This is a genomic window from Halarchaeum rubridurum, assembly GCF_014647115.1.
GTDB classification, from domain to species: Archaea; Halobacteriota; Halobacteria; order Halobacteriales; family Halobacteriaceae; genus Halarchaeum; species Halarchaeum rubridurum.
Genome location: NZ_BMOO01000005.1, coordinates 39,442 through 59,761, shown reverse-complemented (window position 1 = coordinate 59,761; position 20,320 = coordinate 39,442). Strand labels below are relative to the sequence as shown.

The window sequence follows — 20,320 nt, the reverse complement described above, 5'->3', positions numbered from 1 at the left end:
CGTGGTGTCGAGGGGCGACCCGCGGCGGCGTCAGGCGTTGTCGCGGAGGAGCCACTCGTCCTCGGCGGTCTTCACGAGGACGTCGCGGCGGATCATCTCTTCGAGCACCTCTTCGAGGCGGTTCGGTTGGGCGATCTCCATCTCGATGCGTTCGACGTCGTGGTTCTCGGCGAGGAGGTGACGGATGCCCGCTTTCGTGTAGGGGCCGTCGTCGTCGGCGTCCATGACGCCGCTGATGAGGTCGACCATGTCCTCGATGAAGTTCCACGGGTAGACGACCCACGCCCACTGTTCGAGGCGTTCGCCGACGTAGTCCGGGTCGAACTCGCTCGTGCCGAGCAGTTGGAGGGTGGCGGTCCGGACCTCGTTGGCGCCGCGCTCGTCGACGTACTCGTGGGCGCGCTCGATGGAGCCGCCGGTGTCGGCGATGTCGTCGATGACGAGGACGTCCTTGCCCTCGACGGTGCCCTCGGGCATCGGGTAGCGGACCTCTGGTTCGTCGCTCTTCTGTGCGGCGCCGACGTAGTGCTCCATCTTCAGGCTCGTGAGGTCGTTCAGGCCGAGGAAGTCGCAGAGACAGCGGCCGGCGAACCAGCCGCCGCGGGCGAGCGCGACGATGACGTCGGGCTCGAAGTCGGCCCGTTTCACCTGCTCAGAGACGTCCCGGCAGAGTCCGTAGATGTATTCCCAGTTCGTGATCGTGCACGTGAAGTCGTCCGGGAGGTCGCCCATGTGAGTATCCCGCCGGATGGGACGGCGCGGAGGACGTTAAGTGACCTGAAACGCCCCCCGCCGACCGAGCAACCAAAACGAACGATAATTATATATGCTCGGGCTGCGTGGCTACCGTGGGCGAGGATGTGCTAATGAGTATCACACAACGGACTGGGCGGTGGACGCTCGACGAGAAGGCACCGGGAGTCTACCTCATCAAACGGCGCGGACACCTCCGCGCGAAGGTGGTGACGACGGAGTCGAATCCGGACGAGGCACTCGACTACCTGCTCGACGACGGCGTGGGAACCGTCTACGAGGTGGAGTGCGAGGAGGCGGCACGCGAGCGCTTCCGGGACTACGTCGAGGCGCGGGCGCGATAGCGGGCGCGTCGCGGGTGTGGTGGGCCCGCGGAGCGTAGCGTTCAACTGCGCGGCGCGTGAGGTGTGGTGCGTGCAGACCACACGCGCCCTCCTCTGTGATGCGTTCACTGATCGGCCGCTCGACGGCAACGCCGCCGGCGTCGTCCCGGACGCGGACGGACTGAGCGACGCGCAGCGGCGGGCCGTCGCGCGGGAGTTGGGCGCGAGCGAGACGGCGTTCGTGACGGCGAGCGACGACGCCGAGTGCCGCCTGCGCTACCACACGCCGACGACCGAGGTCGACCTCTGCGGGCACGCGACGGTCGCGGCCCACGCGCACCTCCACGACGCGGGCGAGATCGACGCCGGCGAGCACACCGTCGAGACGAACGTCGGCGTCCTCGACGTCGAGGTCGAACCGTCGGGCACGGTCTGGATGAACCAGCGCGACCCGTCGATTCGCCGCCGGCCCGACCTCGACACGGAGCGGGTCGCGGACGCCCTCGGCGTCGAGGCGATGTCGTTCGTCGACGACCTCCCGTTCGCCGTCGCGGACACGGGGTTCCCGTTCCTCGTCGTCGGCCTCGACTACCTCTCGACGCTCGGCGACGCCGACCCGGACGACGCGGCGGTCCGCGACCTCTGCGCGGACGTCGGCGCGCAGGGGGTCTACGCGGTCACGCTCGACACGCTCGAACGCGAGTCGACGCTGCACGCGCGGGCGTTCTGCGCGCCCGTCGGAATCCACGAGGACCCCGTCACGGGCACGGGCGCGGGGGCGGCGGGCGCGTATCTCGACGAGATCGCGGCGTTCGGCGGCGACGCGCCCGAGGAGCTCCGCGTCGAGCAGGGACACTACGTCGACCGGCCGGGCACGGTCCGCGTGCGGGTCGACGACGACGGCGTGTGGGTCGGCGGCGGGGCCGTGACGGCGCTCGACGGCGAGCTGTCCGTTCCGGACGACGAGGACGGGGACGACATCATCGAGGCGTAGCGCTCGCCGTCCCGCGTCGCGTCGAACTTTTTACTCGCCTCCGAATCCCGTATGAGTGTTACGGGACTCGAAACACCTATTTTCGGGTGTGCTGTCTATCCGCGTGCCTAATGCCAGTACGTTGGCTCGCAGACATCAGTGCCGAGGACGTGCCGAGCGTCGGCGGGAAGGGCGCGTCGCTGGGTGAACTCACCCAGGCCGGGCTCCCGGTCCCGTCCGCGTTCGTCGTGACCGCCGACACGTATCGGACGTTCCTCGAAGAGTCGGGCGTCGCCGACGAGCTGTTCGCGGCCCTCGACGTCGACCCCGAGGACTCCGCGGCGCTCGCCGACGCCGCCGCGACGGCGAAGGAACTCATCCTCGACGCCGAGATGCCCGAGGGCGTACGCGAGACGGTGCTCGCCGCGTACGACGACCTCGGGGACGACCCGTTCGTCGCCGTCCGCTCCTCGGCGACCGCCGAGGACCTGCCGGACGCGAGCTTCGCCGGCCAGCAGGAGACCTACCTCAACATCACGCGCGAGGACCTCCTCGAACGCGTGAAGCGCTGCTGGGCGAGCCTCTTCACCCAGCGCGCGATCTACTACCGTGAGGAGCAGGGCTTCGAGCACGAGCGCGTCGACATCGCCGTCGTCGTCCAGCGGATGGTGGACGCCGAGAAGTCCGGCGTGATGTTCACGAGCCACCCCTCGACGGGCGCGCCGACGACGATAATCGAGGCCGCGTGGGGGCTCGGTGAGGGCGTCGTCTCCGGTAGCGTCTCCCCCGACAACTACGTCATCGACCGCGAGGACGGCGACGTCGAGGAGGTGACGGTGGCGACGAAGAAGACGCTCGTCGAGCGCGACCCCGAGACGGGCGAGACGACGGAGCGCGAGGTCGAGGCCGAACGCCGCGACGAGCGCGTGCTCGACGAGGCCGAGCTGCAGGAACTGCTCGCGCTCGGCGAGCGCGTCGAGGAACACTACGGCACGCCCCAGGACGTCGAGTGGGCCATCGCCGGCGGCGAGGTGTACATGCTCCAGTCGCGCCCGATAACGACCATCGACGAGTCGTCGTCGAGCGAGGCCGCCGAGTCCAACGGCGAGACGCTCGTCTCCGGGCTCGGCGCGAGCCCCGGAATCGCCTCCGGTGCGGCGCGGATCGTCGGCGGCCTCGACCAGCTCGATAAGGTCGGGCAGGGCGACATCATCGTGACGTCGATGACGACGCCGGACATGGTGCCCGCGATGAAGCGCGCCTCCGGCATCGTCACCGACGAGGGCGGGATGACCTCCCACGCCGCCATCGTCTCGCGCGAGCTCGGCGTCCCCGCGGTGCTCGGCACCGAGACGGGGACGCAGGTGCTCAGCGACGACCAGCCCATCACCATCGACGGCGACCGCGGGACGGTCGAGTCCGGCACCGCCGAGCCCGACGAGGAGCGCGAACCCGTCGAGGACGCCCGACCGACGACGCCCGTCAAGCCGATGACGGCGACGGAGGTGAAGGTGAACGTCTCCATCCCGGAGGCCGCAGAGCGCGCCGCCGCGACGGGCGCGGACGGCGTCGGGCTCCTCCGCACGGAGCACATGATCCTCTCGACGAACGTCACGCCCGAGCGCTACGTCGAGAAGCACGGCGAGCGCGCGTACACGGACGAGCTCGTCGAGAGCATCCGCACCGTCGCCGACGAGTTCTACCCCCGCCCGGTCCGCGTGCGCACCCTCGACGCCCCGACCGACGAGTTCCGCCAGCTGGAGGGCGGCGAGGACGAGCCCCACGAGCACAACCCGATGCTCGGCTATCGGGGGCTGCGACGCTCCCTCGACGAACCCGAGCTGTTCGAACTCGAACTGTCCGCGTTCGCACGCCTCTACGAGATGGGGTACGACAACGTCGAGGTGATGTTCCCGCTCGTGAACGACGGGAAGGACGCCCGCGCGGCCCGCGACGCCCTCGCGCGCGCCGGCGTCGACACCGAGAAGCGCCGCTGGGGCGTGATGGTGGAGACGCCCGCCGCGGCGCTCTGCGTCGAGGACTTCTGTGACGCGGGCGCGGACTTCGTCTCCTTCGGCACGAACGACCTCACGCAGTACACCCTCGCGGTCGACCGGAACAACGAGCACGTCGCCGACCGCTACGACGAGCTCCACCCGGGCGTCCTCGCGCTCATCGAGAACGTCATCGAGACGTGCCGCGAGCGCGACGTCGCCACCTCCATCTGCGGGCAGGCGGGTTCGAAGCCCGAGATGGTGGACTTCCTCGTCGAGCGCGGCGTCTCATCGATCAGCGCGAACGTGGACGCCGTCCGCGACGTCCAGCACGAAGCGAAGCGCGTCGAGCAGCGCCTGATTCTCGACTCAGTCCGGTAAGTAGGCGTAGACGCCGACGGTCCCCTCGTCGGCGTACTCGGCGTCGACGGCACCCGCGTCGACGTCGCGCGCCTCGATGTGGCCGTCGCGCGAGAGCTCGACGACCTCGCGTTTGAGGTAGTCGCGTCGGAGGCGCGAGGCGATGACCTCGCCGAGTTCCGTGGCCGCGCCCCGGCCGTTCGGGAGCGACTCGGGTTCGCTCGCCTGTCGCTCGCGGCGCGCGCGCTGCTCCGAGAACGTCGTGTCGAGGAGCTCGTCCGCGAGCTCGTCCACCGTGTACGCCTCGCCGGCGTGCTCGACGAGGAACGTGAGGACCTGGGCCTTGAGCGTCTCCGGCTCGGTGCCGCGCTCCCACGCCGTGGAGTCGACCGATAGAGGCACACGGCCGTGTAGCGCGTCCACGGCCAAAAGTCTCACCGCCCTGCGGCCGCCGGGCCCGGAACCGACGGCTTAAACGGCCGGCGCGCCCTCCCGTGCGTATGGACGCGACGCCGCAGGAGTTCGACCGCGTGCTCTCCTCGATGTGCACGCGCCCGCACCCCGCGGCCGCCCGGGCGGCACGGCGGTTCCTCGCGGACAACCCCGGCGACCCGGCGACGTATCCGGACGTCGCCGCGCTGGAGGAGCGCGCCGTCGACGCCCTCGGCACCATCACCGGCCTCGATGACCCCGCGGGCTACGTCGCCGGTGGGGGGACGGAGGCGAACCTGCAGGCCGTCCGCGCGGCCCGCGACCTCGCGGCGAGCGACGACCCGGTCGTCGTCGCGCCGACGAGCGTCCACTTCTCCTTCCAGAAGGCCGCGGACGTCCTCGGCGTCACCCTCCGGCTCGTCCCGACGGACGACGACCACCGCGCGGACCCGGACGCCGTGGCCGCGGCGGTCGACGACGACACCGCGCTCGTCGTCGGCGTCGCCGGTACGACGGAGTTCGGCCGCGTCGACCCCATACCCGCGCTCGCGAGAATCGCCGACGAGGCGGACGCGCGCTTCCACGTCGACGCCGCGTGGGGCGGCTTCCACCTCCCCTTCACGGACCACGACTGGCACTTCGACCACGCGGCCGTCGACACGCTCACCATCGACCCGCACAAGGTCGGGCGCGCCCCGATTCCGGCAGGCGGGTTCCTCGCGCGCGACGGCGCGACGCTGGACGCGCTCGCCGTCGAGACGCCGTACCTGGAGACGACGGCGCAGGCGACGCTCGCGGGCACGCGCAGCGGCGCGGGGGTCGCGGGCGCGGCCGCGGCGCTCGACGCCCAGTGGCCGGACGAGTACCGCGAGAACCACGAGCGCGCGGCGGCGAACGCCACGTCCCTCACCGAGAGCCTCCGCGACCGGGGGTACGACGTCGTCACGCCCGACCTCCCGCTCGTCGCCTTCGACCTCCCGGAGCCCGCCTTCGAGGCCGTCCGCGAGGAGGGGTGGCGGCTCTCGCGCACCGGGAGTGGCGAGGCGCGTATCGTCTGCATGCCACACGTCACCCGCGCGATGCTCGAGTCGTTCCTCGAAACGCTCGACGCCGTGCGGGTCGGGGCGAGCGGTCGATGACGCTCCCCGTCGCACGCGCGGCCGCGGGAGCGCTGTTCGCCGCGCCACTCGCGCTCCCCGCGGACATCTTCGGGCTCCAACACCTCGTCGAGACGGCGACGGGCCCCCTCGCGCTCCTCGTCATCGCCGTCTACTCATTTCTGATCGCGGTCGTCCTCCCGCTCCCGAGCGAGGTCGTCCTCATCCCCGCGGCGAGCCTCGACATGGGGTTCAGCTATCCCGTCCAGCTCGCCCTCGTGATGCTGACGAGCGGGCTCGGGAAGGCCGCGGGGAGCGTCGTCGCGCTCTACGTCGGCCACGGCGCGACGCACTCCGGACCGGTGATCGACCTGCTCCAGCGCGCCGGCTACGAGCCGGTCGCGTGGTCGAAACACCGCGTCGTCGCCCTCGTCCAGTCCTACGGGTACGTCGGGCTCGCGCTCGGGCTCTGCGTCCCCTTCTTCCCCGACACGCTCTCCATCTACGCCTTCAGCGTCCTCGAAAGCGACTACGTGCGGTTCGCGGCCGCGACGTTCGCCGGGAGCGTCGGCCGCCTCGTCGTCACCGTCCTCCTCTTCGAGGGGACGCTCGCGGTCCTCTGAGTTACTCCTCGTCGTCGTCGTCGTCGTCCTTCATCTCCTGGAGCCGGTCGACGAGTTCGCCGCTGGAGGCCCCCGTGTCGAAGCTGACGCTGCCGTCGTGGTCGTTCTGGTGGACGTTCACGGCGTCCTCCTCGTCGTAGTCGGCGTCCGCGTTCTGGTTCTCCTGCTCGGACTCGTCGTAGCTACCGAATCCCATGTGTAACGTATCGGTATGCAACAGGTAAAGGCGCATCGTTCCGACGGCCGAACGCGGCGAACACCGACACCGCCGCCCTCGACGGGACGCGCCCGCCCCTCCTAAGTCCCGCGTTCGAGCGCGGGCCGCGGTGTCGAGGCCCACGGTCGGGGCGCGCGCCGCACCGGGAATCCGCGGGATTTAGGCCGACACGGTTCGGTGGTACGGACATGACCCACGAGGAGTTCCCCACGGAACACCCCGCACTGGTGACCTGCGGGCTCCCCTACGCGAACGGGGACCTGCACGTCGGCCACCTGCGGACGTACGTCAGCGGCGACGCGTTCAGCCGCGCGCTGCGCACGCTCGGGCAGGACGTCGCGTTCGTCTCCGGTTCGGACATGCACGGCACGCCCATCGCCGTCAACGCCGCGAAGGAGGGCGTCAGCCCCGAGGCGTTCGCGCTGCGCCACCACGAGCAGTACGAGGAGACGTTCCCGCGCTTCAACGTCGACTTCGACAACTACGGGCACACGCACGACGAGACGAACGTCGAGCTCACCCAGGCGTTCGTCCGCGCGTGGGAGGAAAACGACCACGTCTACGAGCGGGAGATTCAGGTCGCCTACGACCCCGAGGCCGACCAGTGGCTCCCCGACCGCTACGTCGAGGGCGAATGTCCCTACTGCGGCGAGCACGCCCGCGGCGACGAGTGCGACGAGGGGTGTCAGCGTCACCTCGAACCCGGCGACATCGTCGACCCCGTCAGCACGCTCACCGGCAACCCCGCCGAGTACCGCGAGCGCGAACACAAGTTCCTCCGCCTCTCCGAGTTCCAGGAGTACCTCACGGGGTTCATCAACCGCATGGAGGGGACGAGCAACGCCCAGAACCAGCCCCGCGAGTGGATAGAGGGCGACCTCCAGGACCTCTGTATCACCCGCGACATGGACTGGGGCATCGACTACCCGGACGACCTCGACGGCGGCGCCGAGGACCTCGTGCTCTACGTCTGGGTCGACGCCCCCATCGAGTACGTCGCCTCCAGCAAGCAGTACAGCGAACGCGTCGGCGCGGACACCTACGACTGGGAGGAGGTCTGGACAGGGGACGACTCGGAGATCGTCCACGTCATCGGACGCGACATCATCCAGCACCACACGGTCTTCTGGCCGTCGATGCTCAAGGCCGCCGACTACAACGAGCCCCGCGCCGTCTGCGCGACCGGCTTCGTCAACCTCAACGGCAAGGCCTTCTCCACGAGCCGGAACCGCGCCATCTGGGCCGACGAGTACCTCCAGGAGGGCTTCCACCCCGACCTCCTGCGCTACTACCTCGCCACCGCTGCCGGCTTCGAGCGCGACGTCAACTTCTCCTGGGAGCGCTTCCAGGAGCGCGTCAACACCGAGCTCGCGGACGTCGTCGGGAACTTCGTCAACCGCGCGCTCCTCTTCGCCGCGCGCAACTTCGAGGGCACGCCGGACGCCGAGCTGACCGACGAGACGGAGACCCGTATCGCCGAGGCGATGGACGACTACGAGGACGCCCTCAACGACTACGACGTCCGTGCGGCCGGCGAGACCGCCGTCGCCCTCGCGCGCTACGGCAACGAGTACATCCAGAACGCAGAGCCGTGGAAGCTCGACGACGCCGAGGCCGCGCCCGTCATCCGCGACTGCGTGCAGCTCGTGAAAGCCGTCACGGTCCTCCTCCAGCCGATCACGCCCGAGAAGGCCGAGGAGGCGTGGGACCAACTCGGTGCCGAGGGGCGCGCCGCCGACGCCACCGTCGGCGACTGCCTCCAGGCGCCCCCCGAATCCTTCCCCGAACCCGACGGCCCGCTCTTCGAGAAGATCGACGACGAGCGCGTCGCCGAACTCAACGAGAAACTCGACGAGCGCGTCGCCGAGGCGACCGCTGACGGAGACGAGACCGAGAGCGACGACACTACCGAGGACACCACGATGACCGACGACACCGACACGGACGCGTTCGAAGCGCTCGCCGACGACCGCATCGACTTCGGGACGTTCCAGGACCTCGACCTCCGCGTCGGGCGCATCGAGATGGCCGAGGGAATCGAGGGGGCCGACGACCTCCTGCGTCTCACCGTCGACATCGGCATCGAGACCAGACAGATCGTCGCCGGCCTCAAGGGCCTCCACGACGTCGAGGACCTCGAAGGCACGACGGTCGTCGTCGTCGCCAACCTCGAAAGGGCCGAGCTGTTCGGCGTCGAGTCGAACGGGATGGTGCTCGCCGCGGGCGAGGACGCCGACCTCCTCACGACGCACGGCGACAGCGAACCCGGCACGAAGATCAAGTAACGACGCGACGGCGCGACGGCGCGCACACGGGGGCGTGATGGCGCCCGCGCGATGGCGCGATGGCGACCCGACGACAGCGCGACCCGCGCCGTCCGACCCCGTCGTCTCCGCCCGTGGGCCGCTATCGGACGTGTTCGTCGAGGAAGTCCACCACCGCCCGGTAGGCCGTGATGCGGTTCTCCAGTTTCGAGAAGCCGTGGCCCTCGTCCTCGAAGATCAGCTTCTCGACGGGGACGTGGTCGCTCGCCTCCGCGGCGATCTGTTCCGCCTCCCCGACCGGGACCCGCGGGTCGTTCGCGCCGTGCATGACGAGCAGCGGGGCCTCGATGCGTTCGACGTTGTTGATCGGGCTGATAGACTCGAGGAACGCCCGGTCCGCGTCGAGACGCCCGTACTCGGCTTCGCGGTGTTCGCGTCGCCACTCGCCCGTGTTTTCGAGGAAGGTGACGAAGTCCGCGATGCCGACGACGTCGACGCCCGCCGCCCAGCGCTCGGGGTACTCGGTGAGCGCCGCGAGGACCATAAAGCCGCCGTAGGAGCCCCCGTAGGCGACGATTCGCTCGTCGTCCACGTCGTCGCGCGCGGTGAGCCACTCGACGCCCCGGTCGAGGTCCGCGACGGCGTCCATGCGCTTCTCGACGTCGTCGAGGTTCATGTAGCGCGTGCCGTACCCCGAGGAGCCCCGGACGTTCGGCTCGAAGACCGCGTAGCCGTTGTCGACGAAGTACTGCCGCAGGGCGCGGAAAGCGGGGCGACGCTGGGACTCCGGGCCGCCGTGGACGTCGACGATGACCGGGTGGGGACCGTCGCCGTCGGGGCGCGTGAAGAACGCCGGGATCGTCAAGCCAACGGGAGACTCCGTCTCCCGGGCGGACGGGCTACGCCCGTCAACGCCGACGCTCTCATAGTGGACGAGCTCGGGCTCGCGGAAGGTCGACGTCGGGATGCCGGCGGTCGAGGCGGCCGTCCAGCGCTCGCTCGCGCCCGTGTCGAGGGCGACGACGTGGACGTTCGCGTTCGCCGTCGGCGTCGAGACGGCGGCCGCGAGGCGCTCGCCGTCGGGACCGACGGAGAGGCCGAGCAGGACGCCCTCGGGGAGGTCGGGGTCGGGGAGGGGGACGCGCTCGCGGTCGGCGTCGAGACGCGAGAGCGAGAGCTCGCTGTACCCCTCGACGTTCCGCACGACGGCCATCGTCCGCGACTCGTGGTCGACGCTGACCCCCGAGACGTCCCAGTCGCCGTCGACGAGCGTGGGGCCGAGGTCGCCCGTCTCGGGGTCGAGTTCGCGCAGCGCGAGCGTGTCCCGCTCGTGGTCCGTCGCCACGTACAGCGTCTCGCCGTCCGGCCCCCACGCGACCGACGAGTACCGGACCTCGCCCGCGCGGTCGGCCGTGAGCGCCGTCACCTCCCCGGTGTCGAGGTGCGCGACGTGGAGGTCGTGCGAGCGATTCGAGTGCGTCTCGTGGACGAGGAGCCGGTCGTCCGACGGGCTCCACCCCACAACGGAGCAGAGGTCGAGGTCCGTGCCGTCGACGACGAGTTCGGCGGCGTCGCCCGTCTCGTCGCGGCGCTGGACGTAGGCATCGAAGCTCCCCTCGTCGCGGCGGTTCGCCGCGAACGCGACCCGCTCGCCGTCGTGACTCCATCCGCCCCAGCCGTGGATCGACTCGGGGTCGTCGGTGAGGTCGAGCGCCTCGCTCCCGTCGCCCGCGAGCCGGTAGAGCTGGGTCCGCTCGTTGCCGCCCTCGTCGACGCCGTAGACGAGTTCGTCGCGCGTCGGCGAGTAGGACGCGAAGCTCACCGCCTCCTCGCCGAAGGAGAGCTGAGTCGGCCACTCGCGCGCGCCGTCGAGCCGCCAGACCTGCGCGACGCCCGTCGTGTCCATCGTGAACGCCAGTTGGCCGTCGGGGCCGACCGTCGGCCCGGCGGCGCTTCGCACGTTCAGGTACCGCTCGATGTCGTAGGCCATGCGGGGTGGTCCGCGGGCGCGCCGATAGCTCTTCGGGTGGCAATACTTATAGATAGTCGACGGGAACCCTGGGACAGTTAATGAGCGGCGGAATCGACATTAGTGCGACCGAAGAGAGTGTGAAAAGCGTCTTCTCGTTCGACTATCGGTTCGAGGTCCCCGACTACCAGCGGGAATACTCGTGGCGCGAGGAACACTGGAGCGACTTCTGGTACGACATCCGCTCACTGGACCACGGAGAGACCCACTTTCTTGGTTCCATCGTCGTTATTGAACGTCAGACGTTGGTAAACGAGCTCTCGGTTCTCGAACTCGTCGACGGGCAACAACGGATGACAACTATTGCCGTGCTGCTCCGGGCGCTTCAGGACGTCCTCTCGACGACGGAGGAGTTCGCCGACGTCGCGGCCGACATCAGCCCCGATTACCTCTGGAAGAGCGACCTCGACGGGAACGATTTTCCCACGCTCTCCCTCGGGAAGAACGACGACGGCGCGTTCCAGGCGCTTTTGCGCGACGGACGCGCCACCGCCCACGACTCCCGTGTAACGGAAGCGTACGACTTCTTCGTGGAGCGCTTGGAGGGTATGACGCCCGAGCAGGTGAACGAGCTCCGCATCCACCTCTTGGGCTCCCTCTCGCTCGTCGTTATCGAGACCGATAGCGAAACCTCCGCGTATCGCCTGTTCGAGAGCCTCAACGACCGTGGTCTCGACCTCTCAGCCGTAGACCTGATGAAGAACTACCTCCTCAGATACGCGTCCGAACACGACGACACGGACCCGGAGACCGTGAAATCGGAGTGGGAGGCCATCCTCGACAACGTCCGGGGGCGGATGAACAAGCCCGCACGGTTCTTCCGTCACTACCTCATGTCCATGCCGGACCCGGACTACGACGGGGCAATATCGAATCACACGCTGTACGATACGTTCACCGAGATCGTCGAGGACCAGCTCCCCGAGAGCGGTCAGTCGCTCGAATCCTTCCTCGTCGACATGCGCGAGCAGTCCGACCGGTACGTCGAGCTCTTGGAGGGCTCTCTCACTGTCTTCTCCGGGAAGTCGAGCAAACGCGTAAACGACCGCCTCGCGGCGCTAAACGCTATTCGGCCGACGCAAGCCCGGACGTTCCTCCTCAGGCTACTACGCGAGGTCGACGACCCGAACGTCGTGCTCGACGCGATGTGGGACTTGGAGGTCCTGTTGCTCCGCCGAGGGATGGCGGGCTACGCGACCGGATCGGAGATGGACCGGCTGTTCAGTCACGTCTGCTCGACGGCGTTCGAGACGCCGGACCCGCTCACAGATATCTCTCGGGCGTTTCGGAACGCCGCACCCTCCGACGCCGAGTTCCGAGCTGCATTCGTAAACAACCGGATGCCGATGAACGACCGGACGAAGTACGTGCTCGACACGCTCGAACGCGAGATATACATGAGCTCCGCGGGCGGGAAAGAAATCGCGGACCGGTCGGTCGTCGATATCGAACACATCGCGCCGCGTGCGAGCTTCTCGGCGAAGAAGTACGCACCGTGGCGCTCGTATCTCGGCGTCGACGAGGAGACGTTCATCGAGTGGCGAGACCGGATCGGGAACCTGACCCTCCTCGAAGACAGCCTCAACCTCTCCGCCTCGGACAACCCGTTCGACCAGAAGAAGGCGCATTATCGGGAATCGGACTTCCTCATGACGCAGGCGCTCTGTGAGTACGACCAGTGGACGATTCCCGAGGTAGAGCGTCGGACGGAGAAACTGGCAGATTACGCGGTCGACCTCTGGTCCCTGCGGTAGAGCGAGCGCAGCGCAAGCCTTTTTCTCACGTCGCGCACACCCCTCGATATGCGCGTCGCGCTCGTCTCGGATCGGACCGTCCACCACGACGACGGCGAGGAGCGACGCACCGCGGACGACGCCCTCGCGCGCCTCGACACGCTCGTCTCGACGCTCGACGCGGACGGCCACGACGTCGAGGTCTTCTGCGCGCGCTGGTGGGACGGCGGGTTCCCGTCGTTCGACTACGACGGCGTGACGTACCGCGCCATCGCGGCGACGCCGGGCGAGCGCCGGGGGACGCTCCGGCTCGTCCGCGCGCTCCGCGCCTTCGACCCGGACGTCGTCCACGTCGCGGGCGCGACCCCCGAGCGCACGCTGGGTGCGCGGGTCGCCACCGCCTTCGGCGCCCCGGTCGTCCTCGACTACTACGACCCGCCGGACGGCTCGCGCGCCGACCGCTTGGCGCTCCGGGCGGCGGACGGGGTGGTCGTCCCCTCCGAGCACGTCGCCACGGCGGCCCGCGAGTGCAGCGCCTCCGACGACGCGCTCGCCCGCATCCCGAACCCCGTCGAGATGGCGCGCGTCCGGGCCGTCGAGCCCGACCCCGAGGCGGGCGACGTCGTCTACTCCCGTCGACTCGACGATGCGGCGAACCTCGAATCGCTACTGCTCGCGCTCGCGGAGTTCCGGGAGTACGAGTGGTCGGCGACCGTTATCGGCGACGGGCCGGAGCGCGAGAGCTACGAGCGCCAGGCCCGCGACCTACGGATAGCCGACCGTATCGACTTCGTCGGCGCGCGCGGGCTCGACGACCGGCTCGCGCTTTTCGCGGGCGCGCACGTCTACGCGCAGACGGCGACGCGGACGAGCTTCCCGACCGACCTGCTGCGCGCGCTCGCCTGCGGCTGCGTCGGCGTCGTCGAGTATCACGCGAACTCGGCCGCACACGAACTCGTCGAGCACGCGGACCGGGGGCTGCTGGCGACGAGCGACGCGGCGCTCGTCGAGCGACTCCGCGAGGCGACGGCGATGGAGCGCGCGAGCGTCGACGAGGCGTACGCGGAGTACGACGTCGGGCGCTTCCGGGCGCGCCACATCGAGTACTACCGGTCGCTCTAGGCGCGCACGCGGACGAAGAGGAACTCGCCACCGCCGTGTTCGTCGGGGACGCGCGTCTCCTCCTCGACCGCGAAGCCGGCCGCGCGGAGGCTCGTCAGGGTCTCCTCGGCGGCGGGGAAACTCCAGTGCATCTCGACGCCGCTGCCGAGCCAGTTCGGCGTGCCGCCCTCGTAGGCGTCCGTCCCCGTGGTGACGAGCGCGGGCGCGCCGTCGGCGAGCACGCGGTGGAACTCCCGGTAGACGCGCGGGTGGGCCTCGCGGGGGACGTGGATGATGGAGTGGAGTGCGACGAGGCCGTCGAAGGCGTCGTCCGCGAACGGGAGCGAGGTCATGTCGCCCTGCACGAGGCCGGCGGTCGGCGAGCGCTCGTGGGCGCGCTCCAGTTGCTCGCGCGAGAGGTCGAGGCCGACGACGTCGAAGGCGAGGTCGAAGCGCGAGAGGACGGGGACGCCGGAGCCACACCCCGCGTCGAGGACGCGCGCACCGTCCGGGAGGTCGCGCGCCACCGCGTCCACCTGGTCGATGCCGGGTTCGCCGACGGCGGTGCGGGCCTCGCGGTGGACCCGCGCGAGCTCGTCGTACGCCTCGTGGACCGCGCGGAGGTAGGACGCGCGACCGTCGCCGCCAGCGTCGACCCCGTCGGCGTCTGCGTCGGCGTCTTCAGGCATCGTCTTCCCCTCCGTCGTCGCCCGCCCCGCGGCGCGTCGCCTCGACGGTCCGGACCGCGGCGACGTTCTCGGGGACGTCGTGGACGCGGACGACGTCGGCGCCGCGCTCCGCGGCGATGGCCGTGCCCGCGACCGTCGCGTGCTCGCTGGACGCGCCGTCCCCGAGCGCGCCGAACATCGACTTGTGCGAGTGGCCGATGAGGACGGGACAGCCGAGCGCGTGGAACTCGTCGGTCCGGTGGAGGATTTCGAACTCCTCGCCGGCGGTCTTGGCGAAGCCGAGGCCGGGGTCGACGACGATCTTCTCGCGGGGGAGCCCCGCCTTCTCGGCGAGCAGGACGCGCTCTCTGAGCTCGTCGATGACGTCCTCGACGACGTCGTCGTACTCGGGTTCCTCGCCGGGTTCGACGGGCGCGTTCAGCGAGTGCATCACGATCAGCGGCGCGTCGTACTCGGCGGCGACGAAGCGCATCTCGGGGTCCTCGAGGCCCGTGACGTCGTTGAGGACGTCCGCGCCCGCCTCGAGGGCCGCGCGGCCGACCTCGGCCTTCATCGTGTCGACGCTGATGAGACAGTCGAGGTCCGCGATGCGCTCGATGACGGGGACGATGCGCTCGATCTCCGTCGCCGCGGGGACGGGGTCCGCGCCCGGACGCGTCGACTCGCCGCCGACGTCCACGATGTCCGCGCCGTCCGCGACCATCCGCTCGGCGCGCGCGACGGCGTCCTCGATGGCCTCGTACTCGCCCCCGTCGTGGAAGGAGTCGGGCGTGACGTTCAGGATGCCCATCACGGCCGTCCCCTCGCCCGTCCACGGGTAGTCGGCGTCGTCGCCCGCGGTCTCGATGTCGAGCGTCTCGCGGAGTTCGTCCGCGTAGAGCGACAGCCCGTACGGCTGACCGTCGAGTTTCCCGCAGAGGCGCTTGAACTGCGCGAGCGTCCCCATCATGACGACGTCGACGGTCCCGCGGGCCTGCTCGTTCAGCCCCGAGACCGCACACTCGCCGCCCAGACTCAACAGCTCCTCCTTGAGGTACTGGGCCTGGCGCTTCTGGACGTGCGCGCGGACGACGCGGTGGACGCCCTTCCCGCGCATCCGCCACGCGCCCGCGGGGGTGACGTGCGCGCGTTCGAGGTGCGCGCGCGACTCCGCGAGGTCGTCGGCGCGCTTCGGGACGGAGACGCGCGTCCAGCGTCGCCGGGCCTCGGCAACGGTGTAGAGCGACCCCGCGACGAGCACGCAGTCGTCCGGGCCGGCGGCGTCGAGCGCCCGGTCGAGCGCGCTCTCGACGGCGCGGCGCGTCGACACCTCGCCCGCGCCGGCCTCACGGAACGCGGCCGCGAGCGCCGCCTCGTCCTCGGCGCGGCCCGTGTCGGGGCGACACGCCCAGACGTGGTCGGCGGTCGGGAGCGCCGCGGCCATCCCGACGTGGTCCTTGTCGTTCATCGCGCCGACGACGAGGTGGAGGTCGTCGTAGTCGAAGTCCGCGAGCGTGTCGGCGACCGCCGCGCACGCCCCGGGGTTGTGCGCGCCGTCGAGGACGGTCAGGGGGTCGTCGCCCATCACCTCGAAGCGCCCCGGCCAGTGGGCCTTGCGCAGGCCGCGCGCGAGCGTCGCGTCGTCGACGTCGACGAGCTGGCGGACGAGGGTCGCCGCGATTCCCGCGTTCGTCGCCTGGTGTCGGCCGAACAGCGGGATGCGCGCGTCGAGCGTGCCCGATTCGTCCGTGAGCGTCACGCTCGCCTCGCTGGTCGAGGCCGGCCCACCGTAGGCCACGCGGACGTCGTCGTCGTCGGACTCGCCGACGGTCACGACGTCGCCGGCGACCTCGCGCACCGTCTCGCGGGCCTCGCCCGTCGTCGCCGTCACGAGCGGCGCGTCCGCGGGCGCGACCGCGGCCTTCTCCCGGGCGATCTCCGCGACGGTGTCGCCGAGGACGTCCGTGTGTTCGAGCGAGACGCTCGTCACGCAGGCCGCGCTCGGGTCGACGACGCTCGTCGCGTCGAAGCGGCCGCCGATGCCGACTTCGAGGATCGCCACGTCGACGTCCATCTCGCCGAAGTGCCAGAGCGCCATCCCCGTCACCGTCTCGAAGAACGTCGGCGAATCGCCGACGGCGGCGTGCTCCGTGACGTACTCCTCTATCGCCGCCGTGTAGTCGGCGACCGCCGACTCGGGAATCTTCCGGCCGTTCACGCGGATTCGCTCGCGCAGGTCGTCGAAGTGCGGCGACGTGTAGAGACCGACGTCGAGGTCCGTCTCGCGGAGCGCGGCCTCGACCATCCGTGCGGTGCTTCCCTTCCCGTTCGACCCCGCGACCTGGACGTACGTCGGGCCCCGGTGTGGGTCGTCGAGGGTCGAGAGCAGGTCCGCGATACCCTCCGTCCCCGCCCGCGGGCTGAACCGCCGGAGGTCGAGGAGGAAGTTCGCGGCCTCGTCGTAGCGCATACCGATACGTCCGCGCCGGTCGTCAAATGCGTGTCGGATGGGCGCACGCCCGCGACGTGACGCCGCACGCGGCGAGGCAGGACGCGGCGCTGTGCGACGGGCGGCAAAGAGGCTGGAGAGGGAAAACGAGAGCGCGTGTCGCGTCGCGTTAGCTGTGGCGGAACGTCCGGTTGCCCGTGAACGCCATGGCGATGCCGTGTTCGTTCGCCGTCTCGATGACGGCCTCGTCGTTGTTCGAGCCGCCGGGCTGGACGATGGCGTCGACGCCGGCCTTCGCGGCCTCCTCGACGGCGTCCGGGAACGGGAAGAAGGCGTCCGAGGCCATGACGGAGCCCTCGGGGCCCTTGTCCTCGGCGTGCTCCTCGGCCTTCATCGCGGCGAGGCGGACGGCGTCGACGCGCGAGACCTGCCCCATGCCGACGCCGACCGTCTCGGTGTCCTTGGCGAGGACGATGCCGTTCGACATGACGTGCTTGAGGACGCGCCACGAGAAGCACATCGTCTCGATCTGCGCCTCGGTCGGCTCGGCCTCCGTGACGACTTCGAGGTCGTCCGGGTCGGGGGCCCACGTGTCGCGCTCCTGGACGAGGCGGCCGCCGACGAGCGACTGGTCCGTGTAGGTCTCGCTCACGACGTCGGGGCCGAGTTCGTCGCCGCCGACGTCGAGCACGCGGAGGTTCTCCTGGGCCGTGAGGACGTCGAGGGCGCCGTCGGTGTAGCCGGGCGCGACGACGACCTCCTTGAAGGAGTCGACGATCAGCTCCGCGGTCTCCCGATCACACGTGCGGTTGAGGGAGACGATGCCGCCGAAGGCGCTCATCGGGTCCGTGGCGAGGGCGTCCGCGTAGGCCTCCGCGAGGGTGTCCGCGGTCGCGCACCCCGCGGGGTTCGTGTGCTTGATCGCCGCGGCGGCGGGGCGCTCGAACTCCTTGATGAGGCTGAGCGCGCCGTCCGCGTCGTTGTAGTTGTTGTACGAGAGGGCCTTCGCGCCCTCGTTGAGCTGGTCGGCGGCGACGACGCTGGGTTCATCGCAGGACGCGTCGCCGTAGACGGCGGCGTCCTGGTGGGGGTTCTCCCCGTAGCGGAGGTCGGCGGTGCGGTCCGCGCCCTCGATGCGTCGCAGCGGCAGTTCCTCGGCGGCGTCGGCCTCGACGACGACCTCGCCGTCGACGACCGTGGCCTCGCCGTCGGCGAACCACTTCACGGCGCGTGGGTAGGCCTTGAACTCGGCGTCGTGGAGGACGCGCTCCTTGAGGGACGCGGCGTCGTCGTCGTCGTAGACGGCGACGGGCTCCTGCGTGACGATGGGACCCTCGTCGACGGACTCGGTGACGACGTGGACCGTCGCGCCGGTCACGCTCACGTCCGCCTCGAGCACCTGCTCGTGGGCGTCCGCGCCGGGGAACGACGGCAGGAGGCTCGGGTGAACGTTCAGCGTCGTCGGCGTCGCGTCGCGGAACGTCTCGGTGAGGACGCGCATGTAGCCGTCGAGGGTGACGAGGTCGACGTCGTAGCCGTCGAGGGCGTCGAGGATGCGCTCCTCGTGGGCCGCACGGTCCTCGTCGGCGTCGCGCTCGACGACCTCGGTCGGGATGTCGCGCTCCGCCGCGGCCTCGAGCACGGGCGCGTCGGCGTCGTTCGTGACGATCACCGAGAACTCCGCGCCGCCAGGCGCGCGGTCGGCGATGTGCAGCAGGTTCCGTCCACGGTTGCTAGCCATGCCGGCGAGCTTCATACGTGGCAGTCGCTACCGCCACGATGAAAGTGGTTTCGGTTCCGACGCCCAATATATACACGAACGGGCATAGATTGAGGCTCTTACGCGCCCGCTACGGCTCCATCTATACACACACGTGGCGATTCGGACCGGCACGCTTTTGGGTCGCGGGACGGGAGTGACGGCCATGCCCGACCCCCTCGACGCCGTCTCGCCGCTCGACGGACGCTACGCCTCGCGGACCGCCCCGCTCGCCGACTACGCGAGCGAGGCCGCGCTCATCCGCGCCCGCGTCCGCGTCGAAGTCGAGTACCTCTGCGCGCTCGCCGACCTGGACGCGACGCCGCTCGACCTCACCGAGTCCGAACGCGCCGCGCTGCGCGACGCCTACGAGTCCTTCGACGGCGAGTCGGCGCGCCTCGTCAAGCGCATCGAGACCGAGGGCACCGAGACGTACGCCGCGACGAACCACGACGTGAAGGCGGTCGAATACTTCGTCCGCGAGCACGCCCCCGAGCGCGTCCACCAGTGGATTCACTTCGCGCTCACCAGCGAGGACGTCAACAACCTCGCCTACCGGCTCCTCGTCAAGCCCGCCGTCACGGACGTCCTCGTGCCCGAACTTCGTGCGGTCCGCGACGAACTCGTCGGCTTCGCCCACGACTACGCCGAGACGCCGATGCTCGCGCGCACCCACGGCCAGCCCGCGACGCCCACCACCTTCGGCAAGGAGATGGCCGTCTACGCCGCGCGCCTCGGCCGGACACTCGCGGACGTCGAGGCCGCCGCCGACGGCCTCGCCGGGAAGCTCGCCGGTGCCTCCGGCGACTACGCCGCCCACCACGTCGCCTATCCCGAGGTCGACTGGCGCGCCTTCTCCCGCGACTTCGTCGCCTCGCTCGGCCTCGACCACGTCGAGCCCACCACCCAGGTCAACCCCTCCGACGACGTCGCCGCGCTCTTCGGCGCGCTCCGCGAGACCAACACCGTCCTCCTCGACCTCGATAAGGACGTCTGGACCTACGTCTCCCAGCGCTACCTCGGCCAGGAGGCGGCGAAGTCCGAGACCGGGAGCTCCACGATGCCCCACAAGGTCAACCCCATCGACTTCGAGAACTCCGAGGGGAACCTCTCGAAGGCCAACAGCGACCTCGACTTCCTCGCGGACTACCTCCCGACTTCCCGCCTCCAGCGCGACCTCTCGGACTCCACCGTGAAGCGCAACGTCGGCGCGGCGTTCGCCTACTGTCTCCTGGGGTACGTCAAACTTCAGGACGGCCTCGGGAAGGTCGTCCCCAACGAGCAGGTGATGCGCGAGGACCTGGAGGCCACCCCCGAGGTCATCGGCGAGGCCGTCCAGACCATCCTCCGCCGCGAGGGCGACACCGAGGCCTACGAGCGCGTGAAGGAGCTCACGCGCGGCGAGCGCGTCACGCTGGCCGACTTCCGCGACCTCTTCGACGACCTCGACGTCTCCGAGGACGTCCGCGAGGAACTCCGCGCGCTCACGCCCGCGGGCTACACGGGCGTCGCCGCCGACCTCGCCCGCGACGTCTGAGACGCGCG

The 20,320-nt window shown here is 70.2% G+C and carries 16 protein-coding genes; 9 read left to right on the top strand and 7 right to left on the bottom strand.

Going from position 1 to position 20,320, the window contains the following annotated elements; all coding sequences use genetic code 11:
• Nucleotides 1-30 precede the first annotated feature (30 nt).
• Nucleotides 31-732, bottom strand: coding sequence for a phosphoribosyltransferase (locus IEX84_RS11070; RefSeq protein ID WP_188872645.1), 702 nt, complete (start codon nt 730-732; stop codon nt 31-33).
• Nucleotides 733-866: 134 nt separating this feature from the next.
• On the opposite strand from IEX84_RS11070, the gene IEX84_RS11065 reads away from it, so the two are divergent.
• The 3 genes from IEX84_RS11065 to ppsA all read left to right on the top strand — a co-directional run bounded on the left by IEX84_RS11065 (nt 867) and on the right by ppsA (nt 4,424).
• Nucleotides 867-1,097 (top strand): hypothetical protein, encoded by a 231-nt coding sequence (locus IEX84_RS11065; RefSeq protein ID WP_188872644.1) that lies wholly within the window; start codon nt 867-869, stop codon nt 1,095-1,097.
• Nucleotides 1,098-1,167: 70 nt separating this feature from the next.
• The gene (locus tag IEX84_RS11060; protein ID WP_188872643.1) at nt 1,168-2,070 is read left to right on the top strand and encodes a PhzF family phenazine biosynthesis protein; all 903 of its coding nucleotides are present in this window, start codon (nt 1,168-1,170) and stop codon (nt 2,068-2,070) included.
• 110 nt (nt 2,071-2,180) lie between these two features.
• Entirely contained in the window at nt 2,181-4,424 is a 2,244-nt protein-coding gene (gene ppsA, locus IEX84_RS11055) for a pyruvate, water dikinase (protein ID WP_188872642.1), read from the top strand.
• Here ppsA and IEX84_RS11050 read toward each other — a convergent pair.
• Nucleotides 4,413-4,805, bottom strand: coding sequence for a hypothetical protein (locus IEX84_RS11050; protein WP_188872641.1), 393 nt, complete (start codon nt 4,803-4,805; stop codon nt 4,413-4,415). The two genes, ppsA and IEX84_RS11050, sit on opposite strands and share 12 nt — an antisense overlap.
• A gap of 98 nt (nt 4,806-4,903) precedes the next feature.
• Here IEX84_RS11050 and mfnA point away from each other — a divergent pair, with 98 nt between their 5' ends.
• On the top strand, nt 4,904-5,974 hold the full coding sequence (gene mfnA / locus IEX84_RS11045) for a tyrosine decarboxylase MfnA (RefSeq protein WP_188872640.1): 1,071 nt from the start codon (nt 4,904-4,906) through the stop codon (nt 5,972-5,974).
• Nucleotides 5,971-6,555, top strand: a complete 585-nt coding sequence (locus IEX84_RS11040; RefSeq protein WP_188872639.1) for a YqaA family protein — start codon at nt 5,971-5,973, stop codon at nt 6,553-6,555. The genes mfnA and IEX84_RS11040 overlap by 4 nt, the downstream gene beginning before the upstream one ends.
• A 1-nt stretch (nt 6,556) precedes the next feature.
• On the opposite strand, the gene IEX84_RS11035 is transcribed toward IEX84_RS11040, so the two are convergent.
• On the bottom strand, nt 6,557-6,751 hold the full coding sequence (locus IEX84_RS11035) for a DUF5786 family protein (RefSeq protein ID WP_188872638.1): 195 nt from the start codon (nt 6,749-6,751) through the stop codon (nt 6,557-6,559).
• 209 nt (nt 6,752-6,960) lie between these two features.
• Between IEX84_RS11035 and metG the strand changes: the two genes are divergently transcribed.
• Nucleotides 6,961-9,057: a methionine--tRNA ligase gene (gene metG / locus IEX84_RS11030; protein WP_188872637.1), complete on the top strand. Its 2,097-nt coding sequence runs from the start codon at nt 6,961-6,963 to the stop codon at nt 9,055-9,057.
• 121 nt (nt 9,058-9,178) lie between these two features.
• Here metG and IEX84_RS11025 read toward each other — a convergent pair whose 3' ends face one another.
• On the bottom strand, nt 9,179-11,026 hold the full coding sequence (locus IEX84_RS11025; RefSeq protein WP_188872636.1) for a S9 family peptidase: 1,848 nt from the start codon (nt 11,024-11,026) through the stop codon (nt 9,179-9,181).
• Between the two features lie 80 nt (nt 11,027-11,106).
• On the opposite strand from IEX84_RS11025, the gene IEX84_RS11020 reads away from it, so the two are divergent.
• Both IEX84_RS11020 and IEX84_RS11015 read left to right on the top strand, forming a co-directional pair.
• On the top strand, nt 11,107-12,819 hold the full coding sequence (locus IEX84_RS11020; RefSeq protein ID WP_188872635.1) for a DUF262 domain-containing protein: 1,713 nt from the start codon (nt 11,107-11,109) through the stop codon (nt 12,817-12,819).
• Nucleotides 12,820-12,867: 48 nt separating this feature from the next.
• The gene (locus IEX84_RS11015) at nt 12,868-13,920 is read left to right on the top strand and encodes a glycosyltransferase (RefSeq protein WP_188872634.1); all 1,053 of its coding nucleotides are present in this window, start codon (nt 12,868-12,870) and stop codon (nt 13,918-13,920) included.
• Here IEX84_RS11015 and IEX84_RS11010 read toward each other — a convergent pair.
• The 3 genes from IEX84_RS11010 to purN form a co-directional block, all read right to left on the bottom strand.
• The gene (locus tag IEX84_RS11010) at nt 13,917-14,588 is read right to left on the bottom strand and encodes a class I SAM-dependent methyltransferase (protein ID WP_188872633.1); all 672 of its coding nucleotides are present in this window, start codon (nt 14,586-14,588) and stop codon (nt 13,917-13,919) included. The genes IEX84_RS11015 and IEX84_RS11010 overlap by 4 nt on opposite strands.
• A complete protein-coding gene (gene folP, locus IEX84_RS11005; RefSeq protein WP_188872632.1) occupies nt 14,581-17,037 on the bottom strand; it encodes a dihydropteroate synthase in 2,457 nt (818 codons plus the stop codon). Before folP ends, IEX84_RS11010 begins: the two co-directional genes overlap by 8 nt.
• Nucleotides 17,038-17,185: 148 nt before the next feature.
• Nucleotides 17,186-18,772 (bottom strand): phosphoribosylglycinamide formyltransferase, encoded by a 1,587-nt coding sequence (purN, locus tag IEX84_RS11000; protein ID WP_188872631.1) that lies wholly within the window; start codon nt 18,770-18,772, stop codon nt 17,186-17,188.
• Between the two features lie 169 nt (nt 18,773-18,941).
• Between purN and purB the strand changes: the two genes are divergently transcribed.
• The gene (purB, locus tag IEX84_RS10995; RefSeq protein ID WP_188872630.1) at nt 18,942-20,312 is read left to right on the top strand and encodes an adenylosuccinate lyase; all 1,371 of its coding nucleotides are present in this window, start codon (nt 18,942-18,944) and stop codon (nt 20,310-20,312) included.
• Nucleotides 20,313-20,320: the final 8 nt, after the last annotated feature.

What these genes read in the sequence shown, in the direction of transcription:
- IEX84_RS11070 (WP_188872645.1), bottom strand. Translation starts at nt 732, where the DNA reads ATGGGCGACCTCCCGGACGACTTCACGTGCACGATCACGAACTGGGAA.
- IEX84_RS11065 (WP_188872644.1), top strand. Translation starts at nt 867, where the DNA reads ATGAGTATCACACAACGGACTGGGCGGTGGACGCTCGACGAGAAGGCA.
- ppsA (WP_188872642.1), top strand. Translation starts at nt 2,181, where the DNA reads ATGCCAGTACGTTGGCTCGCAGACATCAGTGCCGAGGACGTGCCGAGC.
- mfnA (WP_188872640.1), top strand. Translation starts at nt 4,904, where the DNA reads ATGGACGCGACGCCGCAGGAGTTCGACCGCGTGCTCTCCTCGATGTGC.
- IEX84_RS11040 (WP_188872639.1), top strand. Translation starts at nt 5,971, where the DNA reads ATGACGCTCCCCGTCGCACGCGCGGCCGCGGGAGCGCTGTTCGCCGCG.
- IEX84_RS11035 (WP_188872638.1), bottom strand. Translation starts at nt 6,751, where the DNA reads ATGGGATTCGGTAGCTACGACGAGTCCGAGCAGGAGAACCAGAACGCG.
- metG (WP_188872637.1), top strand. Translation starts at nt 6,961, where the DNA reads ATGACCCACGAGGAGTTCCCCACGGAACACCCCGCACTGGTGACCTGC.
- IEX84_RS11025 (WP_188872636.1), bottom strand. Translation starts at nt 11,026, where the DNA reads ATGGCCTACGACATCGAGCGGTACCTGAACGTGCGAAGCGCCGCCGGG.
- IEX84_RS11020 (WP_188872635.1), top strand. Translation starts at nt 11,107, where the DNA reads ATGAGCGGCGGAATCGACATTAGTGCGACCGAAGAGAGTGTGAAAAGC.
- IEX84_RS11015 (WP_188872634.1), top strand. Translation starts at nt 12,868, where the DNA reads ATGCGCGTCGCGCTCGTCTCGGATCGGACCGTCCACCACGACGACGGC.
- IEX84_RS11010 (WP_188872633.1), bottom strand. Translation starts at nt 14,588, where the DNA reads ATGCCTGAAGACGCCGACGCAGACGCCGACGGGGTCGACGCTGGCGGC.
- folP (WP_188872632.1), bottom strand. Translation starts at nt 17,037, where the DNA reads ATGCGCTACGACGAGGCCGCGAACTTCCTCCTCGACCTCCGGCGGTTC.
- purN (WP_188872631.1), bottom strand. Translation starts at nt 18,772, where the DNA reads ATGAAGCTCGCCGGCATGGCTAGCAACCGTGGACGGAACCTGCTGCAC.
- purB (WP_188872630.1), top strand. Translation starts at nt 18,942, where the DNA reads ATGCCCGACCCCCTCGACGCCGTCTCGCCGCTCGACGGACGCTACGCC.